This is a genomic window from Streptomyces sp. NPDC046759 (assembly GCF_040645475.1).
Lineage (GTDB): Bacteria > Actinomycetota > Actinomycetes > Streptomycetales > Streptomycetaceae > Streptomyces.
The window spans coordinates 1-20,964 of record NZ_JBEYYJ010000019.1 but is presented as its reverse complement, the minus strand read 5'-3'; the positions used below and the strand labels follow the sequence as shown (position 1 = coordinate 20,964).

The following is a 20,964-nucleotide window of genomic DNA, read 5'->3' as shown; positions in this document are numbered from 1 at the left end:
TCAGTCCTCGCCCAGGTAGGCCTTGCGGACCGACTCGTCGTGCAGCAGATCCTGCCCCGTGCCGGAGAGGACGATGTTGCCGATCTCCATGACATGGCCGTGGTCGGCGAGCGAGAGCGCCGCCTGGGCGTTCTGCTCGACCAGCAGGATCGTCGTGCCCTGTGCCTTGAGCTCGGCGATCGTCGACATGATCTTCTGCATCATGATCGGGGACAGGCCCATCGACGGCTCGTCCAGCATCAGCAGCTTCGGCTGGGACATCAGCGCCCTGCCCATCGCCAGCATCTGCTGCTCACCGCCCGAGAGGGTGCCCGCGGCCTGCTTGCGCCGCTCGCCCAGGATGGGGAAGAGGTCGTAGGCGCGCTGGATGTCCTTTTCGATGCCCGGCTTGTCGCTGCGCAGGAACGCGCCGAGGCGCAGATTGTCCTCGATGGTCATGCGCGGGAAGATGTGCCGCCCCTCGGGGGAGTGGGCGAGGCCCAGTGAGACCACCTGATGGGCCGGGACCTTCTTCAGCGACTTGCCGTTGAACCGGATCTGCCCGCCGACCGGCTTCAGCAGACCGGAGAGGGTGCGCAGGGTGGTGGTCTTGCCGGCGCCGTTGGTGCCGATGAGCGTGACCACCTCACCGGCCTCGACCTTGAAGGAGATGCCCTTGACGGCCTCGATCTTGCCGTAGGCGACCCTCAGGTCCTCCACTTCGAGCAGTGCGGTCATCGGTCGTTCTCCTTGCCGGGCGCGGCGTCGGGCGTGGTCTCGGCGTGCGCGTCGGCGGCCTCGGCCGTGGGTTCGGCCGTGGGTTCGGCCTGCGCGTCGGCGGGTTCGGCCGTGGCCTCGGCGTCCGCGTCGGTGGGCTCGGCCGTGACCCCGGCGGGTTCGGCCGTGGGTTCGGCCTGCGCGTCTGCGGGCTCGGCCGTGGCCTGGGCATCCGCGTCTGCGGGCTCCGCCGGGGTGGCGGAGTTCGCCTCCGCGGCCTCCACCTCGGCGGCCTCATCGTCGCCGGGCGCGTTCTCGAACGGCTCGCCGAGATAGGCCGCGATCACGCGTTCGTCGCCCTGGACGGTCGCGCTGTCGCCCTCGATCAGCTTCTCGCCCTGCACCAGCACGGCCACCCGGTCGCAGAGGTTGAAGATGAAGCGCATGTCGTGCTCGATGACGAGGACGGCGATTCCCTTGTCACGGATGGCGAAGACCAGTTCCTCGGTCGCCCGGGTCTCCTGCGGGTTCATGCCCGCCGTCGGCTCGTCGAGCAGCAGCAGACCGGGCTCGCTGGCCAGGGCGCGGGCGATCTCCAGCTTGCGCTGCTCGCCGTAGGGGAGGTTGCGGGCGAGGTGCTCGGCCTTCTTCTCCAGGCCCACGAACTGCAGCAGTTCCATGGCCCGTGCGCGGGAGGCCGCCTCGGCCCGGTGGAACCCCGGGCCGCGCAGCAGCGCGGACCACAGGCCCTCCTTGGTGCGGGTGTGCCGGCCGACCAGGACGTTCTCCAGGACCGTCATGTTCGCGAACAGCCGGATGTTCTGGAAGGTACGGGCGATGCCGGCCGCGGTGACCTTGAAGGACTTCGGCGGCAGCACCTGGCCCTTGTAGCGGACCTCGCCCTCGGTGGGCACGTACAGGCCGGTCAGGCAGTTGAAGAAGGTCGTCTTGCCGGCGCCGTTGGGGCCGATCAGGCCGACGATCTCGCCGCTGTTGACGGTGAAGTCGACGTTGCGTACGGCCGTGAGGCCGCCGAAGCGCATGGTCACGCCGCGGGCGTCGAGCACGACCTCGCCGGGTGCGGAGCCGGCGGGGGCGGCGTCCTTGGTGGTGGTGTCGGTAGTCATCGTGGTCAGGCCCCTGCCTCGGTGAGAACGGCGGGTGCTTCGGCCTCTTCGTGGAACTCGAGCTGGCGGCGCCGGTTGGGGATGAGGCCCTCCGGACGGAAGCGCATCAGCAGGATGAGGGTGACGCCGAAGGCGAAGAGCTGGTAGTCGCCCAGGAACTGCAGTTTGGCCGGGATCAGGTACAGCAGGGACGCGCCGACCAGCGGACCGGCGATGGTGCCCATGCCCCCGAGGACCACCGCGGCCAGCAGGAAGGCCGAGTTGGGCGGCACCGCGTAGGCGAACTGGTACTGCTCCGGGGTCACCGTGTAGGTGACGTGGCCCTGCACGGAACCGGACAGACCGGCCAGGCAGGCGCCCAGGGCGAAGGCGATGAGCTTGACCCGGAAGCCGTTGATGCCCATGGCGAGCGCCGCGGTCTCGTCCTCGCGGATGGCGATCCAGGCGCGGCCGATGCGGGAGTCGCTGCTGCGCCGGAACACCACGACCACGATGAGCGTGATGATCAGCATCAGCAGCAGGTAGTTGGCGAACCGTCCGATGGTGGTGCCGAGGATCTGGTGCTCCTGGCCGAAGTCGAAGCCGAGGATCTTCAGGTTCGGGATCGAGGAGATGCCGTTGGAGCCGTTGGTGACGTCCGGGCCCGAGGTGCCGTCCATGTTGAGGACGGTGATGCGGAAGATCTCACCGAAGCCGAGGGTGACGATGGCCAGGTAGTCGCCGCGCAGTCGCAGGGTAGGGGCGCCGATGATGACGCCGAAGATCATGGCGACGACCGCGCCGAGCAACGCCGAGGCCCAGAAGGGCCAGTTCACGTGCAGCGGGGAGGACGGCGAGCCGGAGACGAGCGCCGCGGTGTAGGCGCCGACGCCGAGGAACGCGACGTACCCGAGGTCGAGGAGGCCGGCGAGGCCGACGACGATGTTCAGGCCCAGGGCGACGGTCGCGAAGATCAGGATGTAGACGCCGATCGTCGCGTACTGGTCGTTGGACTGGGTGAAGGGGAAGGCCGCGGCGGCGACGAAGGCGCCGATCATGGTGAGGCTGCGGTGCTTCGCGGTGATCGCCGAGACCCGGGCCACGAGCCCGGCCTTGGAGAGCGCGGCGAAGCCGAAGCCGGCGATGATGAGGAAGCCGACGAACAGCTCGTCGTACGGCGTGCTGACGCCGTAGCTGAAGACCGTCAGGCCGACGGCCATGGCCGCGACGATGACGAGGATCTCGGCGTAGGCCGGCAGGGTGCGTCCCCTGGCCGGGGGCTTGGCGGCGAAGGCCGCCTTGAAGACGTTCCAGTTCTGCCGGGACCTGTGACGGAACAACTCCCAGCCGCTGTCGTCGGGGTCGGCGAGTTCGGGCTCCGGCCGCTCGAACGGCAGGGCCAGCGCGCCGACCAGGGCGGCCAGGGTGGCGACGGCCACGACGAAGCCGCCGGGCTCCAGGTTCACCAGACCGCCGAGCTCGTCGCTGATGGCGACGACGGTGTACCAGGCGACACCGAAGGTGCCGAGCGCGGCCAGCTTCAGGGCGGCGTCGGCGCTTCCGGGGGTCAGCCACCCGAGGCCCTTGAGGCCGTAGGAGGCGAGGCCGAACAGGGTGGTCAGGATGCCGCCGATGAGCACCAGGACCTGCAGGCCGCCCGGGTAGCCGTAGACGGTGAGGTCGCCGGGGAAGTCGGCGGTCCAGGTCCAGGAGAGGAACGTGGACACGATCGCGAGGACGCCGCCGCCGGTGGCGAGGGCCCGGCCGAGCGGGGCCGGAAGGCCGATCAGGCCGGACGCGGCGGGCGCGGGCGCGCTCGGGGAGGCCGCCGGGGTCTCGGGGGACTCGGATGGGGTGGTCTGTGTGGTCATCGGTGTCACGCCCTGTCCGCGACGCGCTCGCCGAGCAGGCCCTGCGGCCTGAACAGCAGTACGAGGATGAGGAGTACGAACGCCCAGACGTCTGCCCAGGACTGGCTGCCGAACTTGTCCATGCCGGGGATGTTCGAGATGTAGGCGGTCGACAGGGCCTCGGCGACGCCGAGGACGAGGCCGCCGAGCATGGCGCCGTAGATGTTGCCGATGCCGCCGAGGACGGCCGCGGTGAAGGCCTTCAGGCCGAGGAGGAAGCCCATCTTGAAGTCGATCTGGCCGTACTTGAGACCGTAGGCGACGCCTCCGACGGCCGCGAAGGCGGCGCCGAGGGCGAACGCGATCACGATGATCCGGTCGGTGTTGACGCCCATCAGCTTGGCGGTGTCCGGATCCTGGGCGGTGGCCTGCATCCCGCGGCCGGTGCGGGTGCGCATCACGAAGTAGGCGAGGAACGCCATGCTGAGGGGGGCCGCGACCACCAGGAAGATGTCACCGGTCTGGATCGTCACGTTGCCGATGTTGAAGGGGCCGCCCGGAATGGTCGGGAAGGTGCGGGCGGACTTCGCCTGCGGGTACCAGGCCCACACCGCCTGCTGCAGGGCCAGGGAGAGGCCGATCGCGGTGATGAGGGGGGCGAGTCGCGGGGCGGTGCGCAGGGGGCGGTAGGCGAACCGTTCCGCTCCGACGGCGACCAGGACGGAGGCCAGGACGGCGCCCACCAGCATGAGAGGCAGGGCGATCCACATCGAGGTGCCGTCCGGCAATATGTACGCGTAGACCGTGAGCGCGCCGAAGGCGCCGGTCATGAAGATCTCGCCGTGGGCGAAGTTGATGAGCTGGACGATGCCATAGACCATCGTGTAGCCGATGGCGACCAGCCCGTACATGGATCCCAGTAGCAGGCCGTTGACCAGCTGCTGCGGCAGTTCGTTCACCGCATGTCCTCCGAGAGGTTCGGAAAGCTTCGACGGATGGAGCCGGATGCGAGGACGCGCGGGGCGCCAGTGGAACAGCGCCCCGCGCGGCTCTGTGGTGCGGGTGTGGGTCAGCTGCTGGGGGTGTAGGTGCCGGAGTGGGCAGCCTTCCAGGCGCCGCCGTCGACCTTGTAGACGGTGAGCTGCTTGTTGGTCGCGTCACCGTACTCGTCGAAGGAGACCTTGCCGGTCACACCGTCGAAGGAGACGTTCTGCACCGCGGCGGTGATCTTCGCGCGGGCGTCGGACGGGAGCTTGCCCCCGTTGTCGTCGACGACCTTCTTCACGGCCTCGATGATCGACCAGGCCGAGTCGTAGGAGTAGCCGCCGTAGGCCGCGTAGTCGTCCGTGTAGCCCGCCGCCTTGTAGTCGGCGACGAACTGCTTGGCGGAGGCCAGCGTTTCGACCGGGGCGCCGACCGAGGTGGCGAGGTCGCCGGTGGCGGCGCTGCCCGCGAGCTTGATGAAGGTCGGGTCGTAGATGCCGTCGCCGCCGACCAGCGGGATGTTGGCGCCCGCCGACTTGATCTGCTTGCTGAGCGGACCGGCCTGCGGGTACTCGCCGCCGTAGTAGACGACGTCGGCGCCCGAGTTCTTCACCTTGGTGGCGACCGCGGAGTAGTCCTTGGTGTCGGGGTTGATGTGCTCGGTGCCGACGACCTTGCCGCCGAGCTTCTTGAACTCGTCGGTGAAGGTCTTGGCCAGGCCGGCGCCGTAGGTCTTCTTGTCGTCGATGACGAAGACCTTGGTCTTCTTGGCCGTGTTGTAGACGTACTGCGCGGCGAACGGCCCCTGGATGGCGTCCGTGGTCGCCGTGCGGAAGTACGACTTGTACGGCCGCGACTTCGACGTCTGCCAGTTGGCGCCCTGGGTGAGGTCGGGGCTGGTGTTGGCCGGCGAGACCTCGACGAGCTTGGCGTCGTCGAAGACCTTCTGCATCGACTGGGCCACGGAGGAGTTCAGCGGGCCGACCACGCCGAGGACGCTGTTGTCGCCGACGAACGCGGAGGCGTTCGACTGGCCGGAGGAGGGCTGGGCCTGGTCGTCCTTGGCGTCGATCTTGAAGGTGACACCCTTGACGTAGTTCTTCTTGTTGGCGGTCTTGACCGCCAGGTCCACGGAGTTCTTGATGCCCAGGCCGAGCGCGGACAGGTCGCCGGTCAGCGGGGCGTCGACGCCGATGGTGACGGTGGTGCCACCGCCCTTGCCGGAGTTCGAGCCCTTGTCGCCGCTGTCGCGCGAGCCGCAGGCCGTCAGGGTGAGTGCTCCCGCTGCCAGCGCGGCGGTGATGGCGATAAGCGAACGTTGACGCACGATCAGTCCTTTCCCCAGGACGACCGTTCCCCCCTGGAAACGGTCGAGCCGCGCGCATCCCCCTGAAGCTGCAAACCGAAGAGCGAATCGGGGGCGCGGTGACTGGCCGTGACTCTAAGCGCGTGTGGGGAACGCGGAGGAGTGTCTGACGAAGGCTGTGACTCTCTTGTTATGACACGAGGTAATGCAGAGCGGTACGCCGTGGGGGAAAGGGAGGAATTCCGGCCGATTCGCGCCGTCCGCAATGTGAGAACCCGCAGGAATCACCATGATCAATTCAGGCGTCTCGGCGGTTTTGGTGATGACACAACTCCGTTGCCGCATACATCTTTCAAGGCCTGCGAGAGGTGCCGCGCGTAGCGCGGACCGAGGATGTAGCCCTCGATCTGGATTGCGCGCGTATTACGCAGAGTTACATCCAGGAAAGGAAGCCCCGCGTCCATGGGTACTTTCCCGCATTGCGTCACGTGCATGGTTATGGTGATCTTGCGGTCCGAACCTCCCTTTGTCCGGAAGGGCGGCCGTGGGTCCGTCACCAGCGAGATTCCCGCGTACGGCTGGGTGACCCGGGCCACCGTGACGGACGGTCCCGTTTGCACGCTCAGTAGCACCGCGAAGCTGAAGCTGCGGGGCGGGGCGCCGGCCGTGGTGGGCTGCCCGCCCGCGAAGGTCACCTCCACGGCCTGCGCGGGATAGGGGGCGGGGGGCGGCGGCGCAGGCCGCGGCCGGGTGGCGTAGAAGTAACCACTTCCGGCCAGGAGTGCGGCGGTCGCGACGAGGGTCAGGACGGCCGGCCGGTGGCGGTTGTACCGGGTCGTCACGGTCGACCGAAAACGGGCCAGGGGGGCGGGAGTCGGGCCCGCCGCCGGGTGGGTGTGCCGTTCCCGGGTGCCCTCGCCCGGCTCCACCGGGCCGATACCGCTCACGCCCAGGAACCCTCGGTCGGCGTTCCGTGCCGGTAGCGCTCGGCGCATGCGTCCCGGGCCTGACGGTCGATCAGCTTACCTGCGGCCGCATCCCCCTGACGTCGCTTCACCGCCCGTGCCGCGCCGACGACGTGCCGCAGGATCTCGAACTGCCCGGTGGACAGGCCCATCGACTGGTAATCGCCGTAGGTGGTGCCGTCGAGCACCTCGCGCGACCAGTGCGCGACGAGCCGGAGGCACAACTCGGCGTCGGAGGTCGTCGACGAGGAGGCCCCGGAGGTCGTCGACGGAAAGACCTCGGAGGCCGTCGACGAGGAGGGGCGCGTGGGATGCCCGGGGCCGGCCGATCGGCCGCATGCCGTCGTCCACAGCAGTGCGGGCAACATCAGCCCGAGCACCAGGACCCTCATCCCCGTCCGGGGATCCCCTCGCCGTCCCATGAGCCGAAGCTAAGGGGCGGGACGGCGGGGGGCAACGGTCCGGTGGAGGTCGGTGCGAACCGGCGCGACAGACCGGTCGCGCCGGACGGAGTCGTCAGTCCCCTGCGGGCCGCGCCCGCGCCGCGTCGCCCGGTCGTGCGTCCCGCAGCAGACAGGTCAGCCGGGCGCTGCACACCCGGCGGCCCTCCTCGTCGCTGATCACGATCTCGTACGTCGCCGTCGAACGGCCCCGGTGCACCGGCGTGGCGACACCCGTCACCAGCCCCGAGCGCACCCCGCGGTGGTGCGTGCAGTTCAGGTCCACACCGACCGCGATCTTCGAACTGCCGCCGTGCAGCATGGAGCCCACCGAGCCCAGGGTCTCCGCCAGCACCGCGGAGGCGCCGCCGTGCAGCAGGCCGTACGGCTGGGTGTTGCCCTCCACCGGCATGGTCCCGACGACCTTCTCCGCCGAGGCCTCCAGGATCTGCACACCCATCCGGGTGCCCAGGTGCCCGGCCGAGAACAGGGCGGGCAGGTCGACCCCGAGGGCCGCGTACTCGTCGATGACCTCCTGCGGGAATCTCACCTGCTGCTGCTCGCCCATGGGTCCGGCTCCGTTCGTCGTACGCCTGTCTGCTCGCTGAGCAAACGCTCAGTCGGTCGCCGATTGTTCCAGACGACCGTCCGTTTCCCGGGTGTGATCTTCGAGACGTACGACCACGGACTTGCTGGCGGGGGTGTTGCTCGTGTCGGCGGTGGCGTCGAGCGGGACCAGGACGTTGGTCTCGGGGTAGTAAGCCGCCGCGCACCCCCGGGTCGTCGGGTAGTGCACGACGCGGAAGCCGGGCGCCCGCCGCTCCACGCCGTCCTTCCACTCGCTCACCAGGTCGACGTACGACCCCTCGGCGAACCCGAGCGCCCGCGCGTCCTCGGGATGCACCAGCACCACCCGCCGGCCGCCGGTGATGCCCCGGTAGCGGTCGTCCAGGCCGTAGATCGTGGTGTTGTACTGGTCGTGCGAGCGCAGCGTCTGCAACAGCAGTCGGCCCTCGGGCAGTTCGGGGTACTCCACCGGCGCCGCCGTGAAGTTCGCCTTGCCCGTGGCGGTCGGGAAGCGGCGTTCGTCGCGCGGGGCGTGCGGCAGGGCGAAGCCGCCCGGCCGGGCCACGCGCGCGTTGAAGTCCTCGAAACCGGGGACCACGCGCGCGATGCGGTCACGGATCGTCGCGTAGTCCCTCTCGAACTCCTCCCACGGCACGACGGAGTCCGCGCCCAGCACACGGCGCGCCAGTCCGCAGACGATCGCGGGCTCCGATCTCAGCCCCGGGCTCGCCGGTGCCAGCCGCCCGCGCGAGGCGTGCACCATGCCCATCGAGTCCTCGACGGTCACGAACTGCTCGCCGCCGGCCTGGAGGTCCCGCTCGGTACGGCCGAGGGTGGGCAGGATCAGCGCCCGCGCGCCGGTGACCACGTGCGAGCGGTTGAGCTTGGTCGACACATGCACCGTCAGCCGCGCGCGCCGCATCGCGGCCTCGGTCACCTCGGTGTCGGGGGAGGCGGAGACGAAGTTGCCGCCCATGGCGAAGAACACCTTCGCCTCGCCGTCGCGCAGCGCGCGGATGGCCCGTACGACGTCGAAGCCGTGCGCGCGCGGCGGCGCGAACCCGAACTCCTTCTCCAGCGCGTCCAGGAAGGCCGGGGCGGGGCGCTCGAAGATGCCCATCGTGCGGTCGCCCTGCACGTTGGAGTGGCCGCGCACCGGGCACACGCCCGCGCCCGGCCGGCCGATGTTGCCGCGCAGCAGCAGGAAGTTGACCACCTCACGGATGGTCGGGACGGCGTGCTTGTGCTGGGTGAGGCCCATGGCCCAGCAGACGATGGTCCGCTCCGAGGCGAGGGCCATGCCGAGGGCCCGCTCGATCTCCGCGCGCGTGAGACCGGTGGCCTTGAGGGTCTCGTCCCAGTCGGCGGCCCGGGCGGCCGCTGCGAACTCCTCGAAACCGTGGGTGTGCTCGCGGACGAACTCCTCGTCGACCGCGCCTTGCGTCTCCAGGATCAGCTTGTTGAGGAGCCGGAAGAGCGCCTGGTCGCCGCCGATGCGGATCTGCAGGAACAGGTCGGTGAGCGCGGCACCCTTCAGCAGGCCCTGCGGGGTCTGCGGGTTCTTGAACCGCTCCAGGCCGGCCTCGGGCAGCGGGTTGACGCTGATGATCCTCGCGCCGTTCGCCTTGGCCTTCTCCAGCGCGGAGAGCATGCGCGGATGGTTCGTGCCCGGGTTCTGCCCCGCGACGATGATCAGGTCGGCCTTGTGGAGGTCCTCCAGCAGGACGCTGCCCTTGCCGATGCCGATGGTCTCGCTGAGCGCCGAACCGGACGACTCGTGGCACATGTTGGAGCAGTCCGGCAGATTGTTCGTGCCGAGCTCACGCGCGAAGAGCTGGTACAGGAACGCGGCCTCGTTGCTGGTACGGCCCGAGGTGTAGAAGACCGCCTCGTCGGGGGAGGGGAGCGCGGCGATCTCCTCGGCGACGATGTCGAAGGCGCGCTCCCAGGTGACCGGTTCGTAGTGCGTGCCGCCCTCGGGCAGGTACATGGGATGCGTGAGCCGCCCCTGCTGGCCCAGCCAGTAGCCACTGCGGCCGGCCAGGTCGGCCACCGGGTGCGCGGCGAAGAACTCCGGGGTGACCCGGCGCAGGGTGGCCTCCTCGGCGACCGCCTTCGCGCCGTTCTCGCAGAACTCAGCCTTGTGCCGGTGCTCCGGCTCGGGCCAGGCACAGCCCGGACAGTCGAACCCGTCCTTCTGGTTCACGCGCAGCAAGGTCAGCGCCGTGCGCCGCACGCCCATCTGCTGCTGGGCCATGCGCAGCGTGTGCCCGATGGCGGGCAGCCCGGCGGCCGCGTGCTTCGGCTCCGCGACCTGCGGCGCGTCCTGAACCGGATCCCCCTTGGGCGGCTTCGTCGCCATCGCACGCTCCCCTTCGACTGCGTGTGAGAAGTACGGCGCCGATCCTCCCACGGAGCACCGACAGTCACGCCCGGCGGGAGGTACGGAAGCACCGGCACCGTCCGTCACCGAGGGCAACGCTGCGCAGGCCCGGGTCAGTGCCGGACCGGACTGTCAGTGCGGCGTGGCAGGATCGGGGACGTGGCAGAGACAGCATCGAAGCAGACCGACAAGAACCCCGGCGGCGGCCGTCCCCGGCTCATGCTCATGGACGGGCACTCGCTGGCCTACCGCGCGTTCTTCGCGCTGCCCGCGGAGAACTTCACGACCGCGACCGGCCAGCCGACGAACGCGATCTACGGCTTCGCGTCGATGCTGGCCAACACCCTGCGTGACGAGGCGCCCACGCACTTCGCCGTGGCCTTCGACGTCTCGCGCAAGACCTGGCGCTCCGAGCGGTTCGTCGAGTACAAGGCCAACCGCTCCAAGACCCCGGACGAGTTCAAGGGTCAGGTCGAGCTGATCGGCGAGCTCCTCGACGCGATGCACGCCCCGCGCTTCGCCGTCGAGGGGTACGAGGCGGACGACGTCATCGCCACCCTCGCCACCCAGGCCGAGGCCGAGGGCTTCGAGGTGCTGATCGTCACCGGCGACCGCGACTCCTTCCAGCTGGTCACCGACCACATCACGGTGCTGTACCCGACGAAGGGCGTCTCGGAGCTGACCCGGTTCACCCCGGAGAAGGTTTTCGAGAAGTACGGCTTGACGCCCGCCCAGTACCCCGACTTCGCGGCCCTGCGCGGCGACCCCTCCGACAACCTCCCCGGCATCCCCGGCGTCGGCGAGAAGACCGCCGCGAAGTGGATCAACCAGTTCGGCTCGTTCGCGGAGCTGGTCGAGCGCGTCGAGGAGGTCAAGGGCAAGGCCGGGCAGAACCTCCGCGACCACCTGGAGTCCGTGAAGCTCAACCGCGTGCTCACCGAGCTGGAGCGCCAGGTGGAGCTGCCGAAGTCGGTCGCCGACCTGGAGCGTGCGGCGTACGACCGCAAGACCGTCGCGATGGTCCTGGACACCCTGGAGATCCGCAACCCGTCCCTGCGCGAGCGTCTCTTCGCCGTCGACCCCGGCGCCGAGGAGGCCGAGGTCACCCCCATCACCACGGACGGGGTGGAGCTCGACGGAAAGATCCTGCGCACCGGCGAGCTGGGCGCCTGGCTCGCCGGGCACGGCGCCGAGACCCTGGGCGTCGCCACCGTCGACACCTGGGCGCTGGGCACCGGCTCGGTCGCCGAGGTCGCCCTGGCCGCGGCCGGGGGAGCGGCCGCCTGGTTCGACCCGGCCGAGCTGGACGAGGCGGACGAGAACGCCTTCGCGGCCTGGCTGGCCGACGCCGGCCGCCCCAAGGTGCTCCACAACGCCAAGGGCGCCATGCGCGTCTTCGCCGAGCACGGCTGGAGCGTCGAGGGCGTGACGATGGACACCGCGCTCGCCGCCTACCTGGTCAAGCCGGGCCGCCGCTCCTTCGACCTGGACGCGCTGTCCCTGGAGTACCTGCACCGCGAGCTGACGCCCGCCGCCGCGGCGGACGGCCAGCTGGCCTTCGGCACGGACGACGGTGCCGAGGCCGAGGCCCTGATGGTCCAGGCCCGCGCGGTCCTCGACCTCGGCGCGGCCTTCGGGACCCGCCTGGAGGAGGTCGGCGCCGCCGACCTCCTGCGCGACATGGAGCTGCCCACCTCCGCCCTGCTCGCCCGCATGGAGCGCCACGGCATCGCGGCCGACCGGGCGCACCTGGAAGCGATGGAGCAGACGTTCGCGGGCGCCGTGCAGCAGGCGGTGAAGGAGGCGCACGCGGCGGCCGGCCACGAGTTCAACCTGGGCTCGCCCAAGCAGCTCCAAGAGGTCCTCTTCGGCGAGCTGGCCCTGCCGAAGACCAAGAAGACCAAGACGGGCTACACCACCGACGCCGACGCCCTGGCCTGGCTCGCCACCCAGACCGACAACGAACTGCCGGTGATCATGCTCCGCCACCGTGAGCAGGCGAAGCTGCGGGTGACCGTCGAGGGCCTGATCAAGACCATCGCGGGCGACGGCCGTATCCACACCACGTTCAACCAGACGGTCGCCGCCACCGGCCGCCTGTCCTCCACGGACCCGAACCTGCAGAACATCCCGGTCCGTACGGACGAGGGCCGCGCGATCCGCCGCGGGTTCGTGGTCGGCGAGGGCTTCGAGTCCCTGATGACCGCCGACTACAGCCAGATCGAGCTGCGCGTGATGGCCCACCTCTCCGAGGACGAGGGACTGATCCGGGCGTTCACCTCCGGCGAGGACCTGCACACCACGGCCGCCTCCCAGGTGTTCGGCGTCGAGCCCGCCGGGGTGGACGCGGAGATGCGCCGCAAGATCAAGGCGATGTCGTACGGCCTGGCCTACGGCCTGTCCGCCTTCGGCCTCTCCCAGCAGCTGAACATCGAGGCGGCGGAGGCCCGCGCCCTCATGGACGCCTACTTCGAGCGCTTCGGCGGCGTCCGGGACTACCTGCGCCGCGCGGTCGACGAGGCCCGGGCGACCGGTTACACGGCGACGCTCTTCGGCCGCCGCCGGTATCTGCCCGACCTCAACAGCGACAACAGGCAGCGCCGCGAAGCCGCCGAGCGCATGGCCCTCAACGCGCCCATCCAGGGCACGGCGGCCGACATCGTCAAGATCGCCATGCTCAAGGTGGACAGCGCCCTGCGGGCGGCGGACCTGAAGTCCCGCATGCTCCTGCAGGTCCACGACGAAATCGTCCTGGAGATCGCCCCGGGCGAGCGGGCGGCCGCGGAGGAGATCGTCCGCCGCGAAATGACCCATGCCGTCCAGCTCCGCGCACCCCTGGACGTCTCCGTGGGCGTGGGCCCGGACTGGGAGTCGGCCGCGCACTAGTGCCGCGCCCGGAAGGGTTCACCGGCTCGCGACGCCCGGCCCGGCACCTCGCCGCGTTCTCGCCTCACCCGGGTACATCCCGTACGCGGGGCGATGCTCCGCCTTGCGAGGCTCCCCCACTGCCTGAAGGGCGTGGGAGGTGCCCCCGGCACCGGACGCCGCGAGCTTTCCGGCACACCTTTCCGGTCACAGCACCAGCCTGCGGCGTTCGGGCGGAGGGGGCGTTGCAGTCGGTCCCGGCTGCGACACCCCCTCCGCCGCATCGCCACGGCCACGAGCACCGACACCGGCCCCCACTTCCCCGCCCGCCCCGCCCCGGCCCGGCCCGGCCCGCACCCTGCGAACCCCGTCCTGACAGCCGGCCGCAACGCCGCTCAGCCCGCACGGCGCAACTCGCCGGTGCCGGGCCCACCGCACCCCGCGCCGGCGCACCCCGCACCGTCCCCCCTCGCCCCCGTGCCCCCCGCGCCTCGCACCGGCAAGTCGGGCGAACCCCCGCAAGGGCCGTCACTCACGTGGCCCCCGCCAAAACGCCCCCCACCCCTCAGAGCCGCAAAACTGCGGGCATGGGTATACGCATGCTTCACCGCCGGACGCCCGAGGCAGACACCCGGGCCTGGGCGGACGCCGCCTCGGCGCAGGCCATGCCCGCCTCGCCGGTCCCGGCCCTCGCGGCCGACGCAAGCACCGCCCGCATCCCCGTCGACCTGGCCGCGACCGTCCGCAGGGCAGCCACGGACCTCAGGAACAGACTCACCGGTCTGACCGCCCCCCGGGACCACGCCCCCGACTGGCGTCAGTGGGCCGACCTCGCCCGCGGCTATCTGGCCCTCGCGCTCACCGTGCTCCCGAGACCGCGCCCCCGGCGCACCCTCACGGTCTTCGTCGCGTCCCTCGCCGAGCGGCCGGCCGGCCGCGGCCCGCACCGGCCGCCCCACCGAGATCCCCGGGACCGTCAGGAGCAGAGCCCCGACGCCACGCCCTGACCCCGACGCCACGCCCTGACTCCGACGCCACGCCCTGACCCCGACGGCGTACAGCACCGGCCCCAGGGCCGGCCCGGCGCCCCTCCGCAGCACAGGGCGGGCACCAGCTCCCACGGCCACTGCGGCGCGCCCGCCGGGGTCCACCACCGCGCCCGCGCTGCGCCGCCCCGGCCGGCGTACAGCCGCCGCTCGTCGCCGCGGCCACCACTGGTCCCGTACGCACAGCACCGGCAACCCCGCCCGTGCCCCGCCCGGTGCCCGACGCACCGTACGTACGGCGATCACCGCGATCACGCCGGCACCCGCCACGGACGAGCCGTACTGCAGCCACGTGAACAACGGCACGCCCGCCACCCGGTCCCGTGAGACGGCCGGAGTCAGCCGCGTCCCGCACCGCCCCCGAGGGGGAACGCGTCCCGCACCACATCGGTGGCGCACCCAGCACCGCGGCACCGCGCAGACGTACCACCGCGCCGCCGTGACGCCCCGTGCACGCGCGCGCGGCACACCGCGGCGCAGCAGCCCGGCCCACCGCCCCTGCCCGCCCCGCGGCGGCAGCGCGAGCAACGGGTCGCGCACGAGCAGTCACAGCCCCGCCGGCGCCCGGGAGATGAGCACGTCGACCGCGCCGACCCCGGCGAACGAGTGCGTGACCGAGCCGAACTCCCTCGCGCCCGGCAGGACACTTGCCCCGTAGAAGGTCATGCCGGGCGCCAAGAAGCCCGCGACCGGCACCGCCGGTACCAGCGGGCCACGGCCGGTCCCTTCCCGGCGGACCGCGGGAAGGACGGCCGCCGCATGTCTGAGGGTGAGCGGCGACGGAGCCCCCGGCAGCGGTTGTCGGCCGTGCTGCCGGGCCGGTGATCGAGTCCGTCCAGTACGCCGGGCCCGTATTTGGTCCCCTACGCGATAACAAGAGTTGGCCAACCGGTAAAAACCGGGCATGAACGGGTCCCGGCGCAAAGCAAGTTGCCGTAGGGTCGCCTGCGGCGCCATGCCGGGAGAACGGCCGGACACGAGTCGCACAGAGGGAAGGGCGGCACAGGGGCAACCAGAACACCGGGTCAACCGTCACACCACAGCGAGACAGCAGAAGGAGAAGGACGCACCGCGTCCACGGGAGGGGTTCACTCGATGGCGGCGCATTTCGGAAGGCGGCTGCGCAAGGGGGCGGCGACCACCGCCGTGGCCGCGGCAGCGGTCGCGGCCCTGTCCGCGTCCCAGGCTCCGGGAGTGACCGGCGAAGCCCACGGCAGACCGGCGGCGGCCGGTGCCTCCACCCCCGTACCCGACGGGGCCTCCGACGGCAACGCCACCGGCAACTCGCCGTACTACACCGACCTGCCGCCGCTCCACAGCCCCAACCCCAGCCCCAGCTCCTCGCCGAGCGCCGGCACCCCCGTCGTCCAGGGCGACGCCGAGGCCGGTATCCCGGCGACGGTCCTCGATGCCTACAAGAAGGCCGAGGCCGAACTGCGTTCCTCCAAGCCCGGCTGCAACCTGTCCTGGCAGCTGCTCGCCGCCATCGGCAAGGTCGAGTCGGGCCAGGCCCGGGGCGGCCGGGTCGACGCCGGCGGCACCACGATCGGCCGGATCCTGGGCCCGGCGCTCGACGGCAACGGTTTCGCGCTCATCAAGGACACCGACCACGGCCTCTACGACGGTAACACCGAGTACGACCAGGCCGTCGGACCCATGCAGTTCATCCCCTCGACCTGGGCCTGGGCCGGTCGCGACGGCAACGGCGACGGCAGGAAGGACCCCAACAACGTCTACGACGCCGCCCTCGCCGCCGGCCACTACCTGTGCCGCAACGGCTGGGACCTGGCGCGCGAGGACGGCCTGCACAGCGCGATCCTCAGCTACAACGACTCGCAGGACTACCTGAACACCGTCCTGTCGTGGCTGGAGTTCTACCGCAAGGGCACCCACTCCGTGCCCGACGGCACTGGCGGCGTGCCCACCCACCGAAGCGACAGCGGCAGCCCGCACCCCCGGTCCTCGAAGCACTCCGGCACGCCGGGCACCAAGCACGGCCGCAAGCCGGGCCCCAAGCCCCACTCGCCCGGCGGCGGGAGCGGGAGCCCCAGCCCGAAGCCACCGAAGCCGCCCGTCCCGCCGACGCCTCCGCAGACCCCCACCGACACGGTGGACCACCTCCAGGACGCCGGCACCGCCAAGCTCACCACCATGGCCGGGCACGCCTTCACCGAACGGATCGGCACCCGCGCCGAGACGAAGGCCGGCAAGTCCGTCGCCAAGGTCAGGGTCCGGTTCACCATCACCGGGGACACCGACACCACCTTCACCGGCGGCGAGACCGTGGCCACGGTCGCCACCGACGCCAAGGGCGTGGCCCTCGCCCCGGTGCTGCTGGCGGGCGAGAAGACCGGCGACTTCAAGGTCATCGCCAGCGTCGTGGGCCGCTCGGTCAGCGGCCTCGGCTACACGGCGACCGTCACCGCGCGCGCCGCCGACACCCTGACCCGCACCGGCGACACCCCGCTGACCTGCACCCCGGGCGGCGAGTTCGCCGACCAGGTCCAGGTGAAGGCGACGTACAAGGGCGCCGTCGCGGACAAGGTCGCGGCCACCGCCACCCTGATCAAGTCCGACACCGACGCCACCGAGAACGACAAGGGCCCCTACTTCAAGGACGCCGACGGCCAGCCCGTACGCACCCTCACCGGCCTCCAGACGGACGCCAAGGGCCTGCTGACGCTGCCGAAGCTGTACGCGGACGACACCACCGGCACCTTCCTGCTCCGCATCACCACCACCGGCGGTGCGACGCTCACCGTCGAGCTGAAGGTCGCCGCCGACGACTCCTCGGCGAGCCCGTCCCCGAGCCCGTCCGCCTCCTGACACGAGCCGGCCGAAGGGCGCCCTCTCCGCACCGGCGGACAGGGCGCCCTCGTTCGTGCCTGCACCGCTGTTCTCATCTCACCCGCCCGTTGCTACGGTGCCGCACCTGACGACCCATCAGGAACCCATGAGGACCTGAACCGTCCGCCTGGAGGCCCGTATGCGCGCCCTGATCGCCGCCGCGACCGGTCTCGCCCTCGCGTTCGCCCTGGTCCTGGCGATGACCGCCATGGGTACGCCGACGGGCCGGACGTCCCCCAAGCCGCTGCTGACGACGGTGCCCTCGCACCCGTAGCCGCGCCCCTACGGGAAGGAGGCCTTCCATGCGCCGCAAGGCAAGCCTGGTCCTGCTCGCCTGCGCCGTCTTCTGCGCGGCGCTGTCCCCGCTGATGCGCTGGTACGCCTTCCCGCGCCTGGCCCGGATCCCCGCGAACCAGTACCAGGACATGGTCCTCGAGGCCAAGGGCGCCACCCTCCTCGACTACGGCACCATGCGCGCGAAGAAGGTCTCCGGGGTCACCATCGTGCAGACCCTCAAGGGTGACGTCGAAGCCGCGAAGAGGATAGAGAAGACGGCGGGCCGGCCGGTCGTGGTCTGGGACAGCCTCTCCTACGTCCAGGGTCCCGACGGCAGGATGGTCTCCAAGGTCCCCGAGCGGTACATCTTCGACGCCCACAGCCAGGACCCCGTGCACGCCACCGGCGAGACGGTCGACGGCGACCCCGTCACCCGCGAGGGCATCGAGTTCAAGTGGCCCTTCCTCACGCAGAAACGCGACTACGAGTACTTCGACGCGCAGACCCGCACCACCGGCCCGATCCACTACAAGGGCACCCGGACCTTCCGCGGCCTGAAGGTCTATTACTTCGAGCAGACCGTCCCCTGGACCAGGGTTCCCATGCCGAAGACGATGCCCGTCCGGGGCATCACCCCGGAATCGGTCGCCAGGACCGGCACCACCCGCTGGTACAGCACGGTCCGCCGGTTCTGGGTCGAACCGGTCACCGGCGCGCCCGTCTACGGAGAGGAACTCCACAAGGAGGAACTGCGCGGCGGCACCCTGCTCGGCGGCCGGGCCCGCGTCACGGCGTTCGCCGGCGACGTGAAGATGCGCGAGGACTACATCGAGCACACGGTCGCCCTGGTCAAGCACAACCGCACCCTGGTCCTGACGCTCACCTCGTACGTCCCCCGGGGCGCCCTGCTCCTCGGCCTGCTGCTGCTCGCCCTCTCCCTCTTCCTGGAGGCCCGCGCCCGCCGCCCCGAGGGCCCCGCGGCCACCGGGACACCGGAGCGGGAACCGGTCAGCGTCTGAGCCGGGCGTTCGTGTGCCGGGTCGGCTCGGCGGTCGCCGGGTCCTCGGGCCACGGATGCTTCGGATACCGCCCGCGCAGCTCCGCCCGCACGCCCTGGTAGCCGTCCTTCCAGAAGGAGGCGAGGTCGGCGGTGACCGCGGCGGGCCGCCCGGCGGGGGAGAGCAGATGAACGAGCAGCGGCACCCCCGCCACCTCCGGCGTCCGCTGCAGTCCGAACATCTCCTGGAGTTTCACCGCGAGCACCGGACGCTCCGGATCCCGATAGTCGATCCGGATTCCGGACCCACTCGGTACGGTGATCCGCTCCGGCGCCAGCTCGTCCAGCCGGGCCGCCTCCCCGCTCGCCCAGGGCAACAGCCGCGCGAGCGCCTGCCCGGCGTCGATCCGGCCCAGATCAGCCCGCCGCCGGGCCCGGCTCAGCTCCGGCTCCAGCCATTCGTCCACGCGCGCGTGCAACGCCTCGCCGGACACGTCCGGCCATGGCTCACCGAGATGCGTCCGCAGGAACGCCAGCCGCTGCCGCAGCGCCTCCGCAGCCGGCGACCAGCGCAGCAGCCCGAGCCCTTCCTGCCGCAGTCCCTCCCGCAGAGCCCCGCGTACCAGCGCCGGATCGGCGTCCCTCAGCGGCCGTGCGGCCAGCTCGACCGCGCCCAGCCGCTCGACACGCCGGGCCACGACGTCACCGTCCGCCCAGTGCACCTCGTCCCCCTCGGTGAGCAGCGCTCGGGCGACGGTGAGCGCCACGCCCTCTGCCACAGCGGCTCCGAGCAGCACACGCGCGTGCCCCTTGCCCGTGGGCCGGTCGGCGACGGCGACGACGATCCAGGGCGCCCCCCGCAACGCCGACCCGTCGCCCAACTCCGCACGGGTGCCGGAGGCCATGAGATACGACCCGCCGTCGAGCTTGGCGACACGCTCGGGGAAAGCGAGCCCGGCGACGAGCCCGGCGAGCCTGTCGTCATCGTCACCCGGTCCGGCCGGGCCGGTGCCTTCCGGCCCACGGCCACGGGCGGGCGGCCGGGAGGACTGCGACGAGACGGCCCGCAGCCGCCGTACTTCCGCGGTCCACCGCGCAGCGTAGGCGTCATCCCCACGCCGGGCACGACGCAGCGCCCCGGCGAGATCGTCCCCGTAGTCCCGCGGTACCTCCTCGGCGAGCAGGGCGACCACCTCCGCGCCCTCACCGGCCGTGTCCAGCAACGCCCTCCCCAGCCGGGGGTGAACCCCCAGCCGGGCCAACCGCACACCGGCCGGCGTGGCCCGGCCGACGCAGTCCACCGCGCCCACCGCCGTCAGCACGGAGCGCGCCGCCGCCATCACCCCACCCGGCGGAGGATCGAGCAACGCCAGTCCGGAGGCGTCGGGATCGCCCCAGCAAGCCGCCTGCAAGGCGAACGCGGTCAGGTCGGCCACCTTGATCTCCGGCGACGCAAACGCGGGCAGACGTCCGTCCTCGGCCTCGGCCCAGCACCGGTACACCGCACCCGGCGCCTCCCGCCCTGCCCGGCCCGCCCGCTGCCGCCCGGCCGCCCGCGACGCCCGTACCGTCGTCAGCCCGCTCAGGCCCCGTGCGTGGTCCACGCGCGGCTCCCGCGCCAGTCCCGAGTCCACCACGACCCGCACGCCGGGCACGGTCAGCGAGGACTCGGCCACCGAGGTCGCCAGCACCACCCGGCGCCGCGCCCCGGGGGCCAGCACCGCGTCCTGCACGGCGGCCGGCGCCCGACCGTGCACCTGGAGCACGTCGACCTCACCGAGCTCGCCGAGCCGGCCCGCCACGCGCGCGATCTCGCCCACACCGGGCAGGAAGCACAGCACGTCGCCCTCCCGCTCTGCCAGCGCCCGCCGCACCACCGACGCCACGTGTGCCAGCAGCGCCGGATCGACACGCATCCCGTGCGGCGGCCGGACCGGACGCGCCGGAGGCGCCCACACCACCTCCACCGGGTGCGTGACGCCCTCCGCCTCGACCACCGGCGCCCCGCCCAGCAGCCGCGCCCAGCCCCCGGCGTCCGTCGTCGCCGACGCGGCCACCAGCCGCAGCTCCGGCCGCAGTGCCTGCCGTACGTCCCACAGGAACGCGGCCGCCGTGTCGGCGTCCAGATGCCGCTCGTGGCACTCGTCGAGGACGACGACCTCGACGCCCGGCAGCTCCTGGTCCCGCTGCAGCCGCTGCAGCAACACGCCGGTCGTCACGACCTCCACACGCGTGTGCCGCCCCACCGCACGCTCTCCGCGCACCGTGAATCCCACGCTCTCGCCGGGCCTCTCACCCAGCAGCCACGCCATCCGCCGGGCCGCCGCGCGTGCCGCGATCCGGCGTGGCTCGGCCACCACGACACGCCGCGCGGGCCCACCGCCGACCAGCCCCGCCAGCACGAGCGGCACCAGCGTCGTCTTGCCGGTGCCGGGCGGCGCCACGAGCACGGCGGTGCCGCCGTCCTCCAGGGCATCGGTCAGGGCCGGCAGGGCCGAGCGCACGGGCAGCGCGTCCAGGGCGTCGTAACGGATCACGCCCCTAGGGCCTGTGTGAGGTCGTGATCAATCTCGGGTTCTGGTCCCGTGCGGGGGCGGGACCTGGTAGGACGCTGGGTGTGACACGTAGGCAACTCA

The 20,964-nt window shown here is 71.6% G+C and carries 15 protein-coding genes; 5 read left to right on the top strand and 10 right to left on the bottom strand.

Annotated elements, in window-relative coordinates; translation table 11 throughout:
* The 9 genes from ABZ919_RS24455 to ABZ919_RS24415 form a co-directional block, all read right to left on the bottom strand.
* A complete protein-coding gene (locus tag ABZ919_RS24455) occupies window positions 1-717 on the bottom strand; it encodes an ABC transporter ATP-binding protein (RefSeq protein ID WP_361251520.1) in 717 nt (238 codons plus the stop codon).
* Window positions 714-1,823: an ATP-binding cassette domain-containing protein gene (locus ABZ919_RS24450; RefSeq protein ID WP_361251517.1), complete on the bottom strand. Its 1,110-nt coding sequence runs from the start codon at window positions 1,821-1,823 to the stop codon at window positions 714-716. The genes ABZ919_RS24455 and ABZ919_RS24450 overlap by 4 nt, the downstream gene beginning before the upstream one ends.
* 5 nt (window positions 1,824-1,828) lie before the next feature.
* Window positions 1,829-3,673 (bottom strand): branched-chain amino acid ABC transporter permease, encoded by a 1,845-nt coding sequence (locus ABZ919_RS24445; RefSeq protein WP_361251514.1) that lies wholly within the window; start codon window positions 3,671-3,673, stop codon window positions 1,829-1,831.
* A gap of 5 nt (window positions 3,674-3,678) precedes the next feature.
* Window positions 3,679-4,611 carry a branched-chain amino acid ABC transporter permease gene (locus ABZ919_RS24440; RefSeq protein ID WP_361251511.1) on the bottom strand — a complete coding sequence of 311 codons (933 nt, stop codon included), beginning with the start codon at window positions 4,609-4,611 and terminating at the stop codon, window positions 3,679-3,681.
* 110 nt (window positions 4,612-4,721) lie between these two features.
* The gene (locus tag ABZ919_RS24435) at window positions 4,722-5,963 is read right to left on the bottom strand and encodes a branched-chain amino acid ABC transporter substrate-binding protein (RefSeq protein ID WP_361251508.1); all 1,242 of its coding nucleotides are present in this window, start codon (window positions 5,961-5,963) and stop codon (window positions 4,722-4,724) included.
* A gap of 272 nt (window positions 5,964-6,235) precedes the next feature.
* A complete protein-coding gene (locus ABZ919_RS24430) occupies window positions 6,236-6,889 on the bottom strand; it encodes a Tat pathway signal sequence domain protein (RefSeq protein ID WP_361251505.1) in 654 nt (217 codons plus the stop codon).
* Window positions 6,886-7,299 carry a hypothetical protein gene (locus ABZ919_RS24425; protein ID WP_361251502.1) on the bottom strand — a complete coding sequence of 138 codons (414 nt, stop codon included), beginning with the start codon at window positions 7,297-7,299 and terminating at the stop codon, window positions 6,886-6,888. Before ABZ919_RS24425 ends, ABZ919_RS24430 begins: the two co-directional genes overlap by 4 nt.
* 124 nt (window positions 7,300-7,423) lie before the next feature.
* The gene (locus tag ABZ919_RS24420) at window positions 7,424-7,915 is read right to left on the bottom strand and encodes a hotdog fold thioesterase (RefSeq protein ID WP_361251500.1); all 492 of its coding nucleotides are present in this window, start codon (window positions 7,913-7,915) and stop codon (window positions 7,424-7,426) included.
* Window positions 7,916-7,963: 48 nt separating this feature from the next.
* On the bottom strand, window positions 7,964-10,276 hold the full coding sequence (locus tag ABZ919_RS24415) for an FdhF/YdeP family oxidoreductase (protein ID WP_361251497.1): 2,313 nt from the start codon (window positions 10,274-10,276) through the stop codon (window positions 7,964-7,966).
* Between the two features lie 180 nt (window positions 10,277-10,456).
* Here ABZ919_RS24415 and polA point away from each other — a divergent pair, with 180 nt between their 5' ends.
* From polA to ABZ919_RS24390, 5 genes are all read left to right on the top strand, one after another.
* Window positions 10,457-13,183 (top strand): DNA polymerase I, encoded by a 2,727-nt coding sequence (gene polA, locus ABZ919_RS24410; protein ID WP_361251494.1) that lies wholly within the window; start codon window positions 10,457-10,459, stop codon window positions 13,181-13,183.
* Between the two features lie 566 nt (window positions 13,184-13,749).
* Window positions 13,750-14,169: a hypothetical protein gene (locus ABZ919_RS24405; protein ID WP_361251492.1), complete on the top strand. Its 420-nt coding sequence runs from the start codon at window positions 13,750-13,752 to the stop codon at window positions 14,167-14,169.
* Between the two features lie 1,134 nt (window positions 14,170-15,303).
* Window positions 15,304-17,034, top strand: coding sequence for a lytic transglycosylase domain-containing protein (locus tag ABZ919_RS24400; protein WP_361251489.1), 1,731 nt, complete (start codon window positions 15,304-15,306; stop codon window positions 17,032-17,034).
* Window positions 17,035-17,194: 160 nt separating this feature from the next.
* The gene (locus tag ABZ919_RS24395; protein ID WP_228622578.1) at window positions 17,195-17,329 is read left to right on the top strand and encodes an SPW_0924 family protein; all 135 of its coding nucleotides are present in this window, start codon (window positions 17,195-17,197) and stop codon (window positions 17,327-17,329) included.
* Window positions 17,330-17,357: 28 nt separating this feature from the next.
* Window positions 17,358-18,350 carry a DUF3068 domain-containing protein gene (locus ABZ919_RS24390; protein ID WP_361251485.1) on the top strand — a complete coding sequence of 331 codons (993 nt, stop codon included), beginning with the start codon at window positions 17,358-17,360 and terminating at the stop codon, window positions 18,348-18,350.
* On the opposite strand, the gene hrpB is transcribed toward ABZ919_RS24390, so the two are convergent.
* The gene (hrpB, locus tag ABZ919_RS24385) at window positions 18,340-20,865 is read right to left on the bottom strand and encodes an ATP-dependent helicase HrpB (RefSeq protein WP_361251482.1); all 2,526 of its coding nucleotides are present in this window, start codon (window positions 20,863-20,865) and stop codon (window positions 18,340-18,342) included. The two genes, ABZ919_RS24390 and hrpB, sit on opposite strands and share 11 nt — an antisense overlap.
* Window positions 20,866-20,964 lie beyond the last annotated feature (99 nt).

Bases quoted from the DNA above. Each gene is read 5' to 3' on its own strand.
- ABZ919_RS24455 (WP_361251520.1), bottom strand. From the start codon at position 717: ATGACCGCACTGCTCGAAGTGGAGGACCTGAGGGTCGCCTACGGCAAG.
- ABZ919_RS24450 (WP_361251517.1), bottom strand. From the start codon at position 1,823: ATGACTACCGACACCACCACCAAGGACGCCGCCCCCGCCGGCTCCGCA.
- ABZ919_RS24445 (WP_361251514.1), bottom strand. From the start codon at position 3,673: ATGACCACACAGACCACCCCATCCGAGTCCCCCGAGACCCCGGCGGCC.
- ABZ919_RS24425 (WP_361251502.1), bottom strand. From the start codon at position 7,299: ATGAGGGTCCTGGTGCTCGGGCTGATGTTGCCCGCACTGCTGTGGACG.
- ABZ919_RS24420 (WP_361251500.1), bottom strand. From the start codon at position 7,915: ATGGGCGAGCAGCAGCAGGTGAGATTCCCGCAGGAGGTCATCGACGAG.
- ABZ919_RS24415 (WP_361251497.1), bottom strand. From the start codon at position 10,276: ATGGCGACGAAGCCGCCCAAGGGGGATCCGGTTCAGGACGCGCCGCAG.
- ABZ919_RS24405 (WP_361251492.1), top strand. From the start codon at position 13,750: ATGGGTATACGCATGCTTCACCGCCGGACGCCCGAGGCAGACACCCGG.
- ABZ919_RS24400 (WP_361251489.1), top strand. From the start codon at position 15,304: ATGGCGGCGCATTTCGGAAGGCGGCTGCGCAAGGGGGCGGCGACCACC.
- ABZ919_RS24395 (WP_228622578.1), top strand. From the start codon at position 17,195: ATGCGCGCCCTGATCGCCGCCGCGACCGGTCTCGCCCTCGCGTTCGCC.
- ABZ919_RS24390 (WP_361251485.1), top strand. From the start codon at position 17,358: ATGCGCCGCAAGGCAAGCCTGGTCCTGCTCGCCTGCGCCGTCTTCTGC.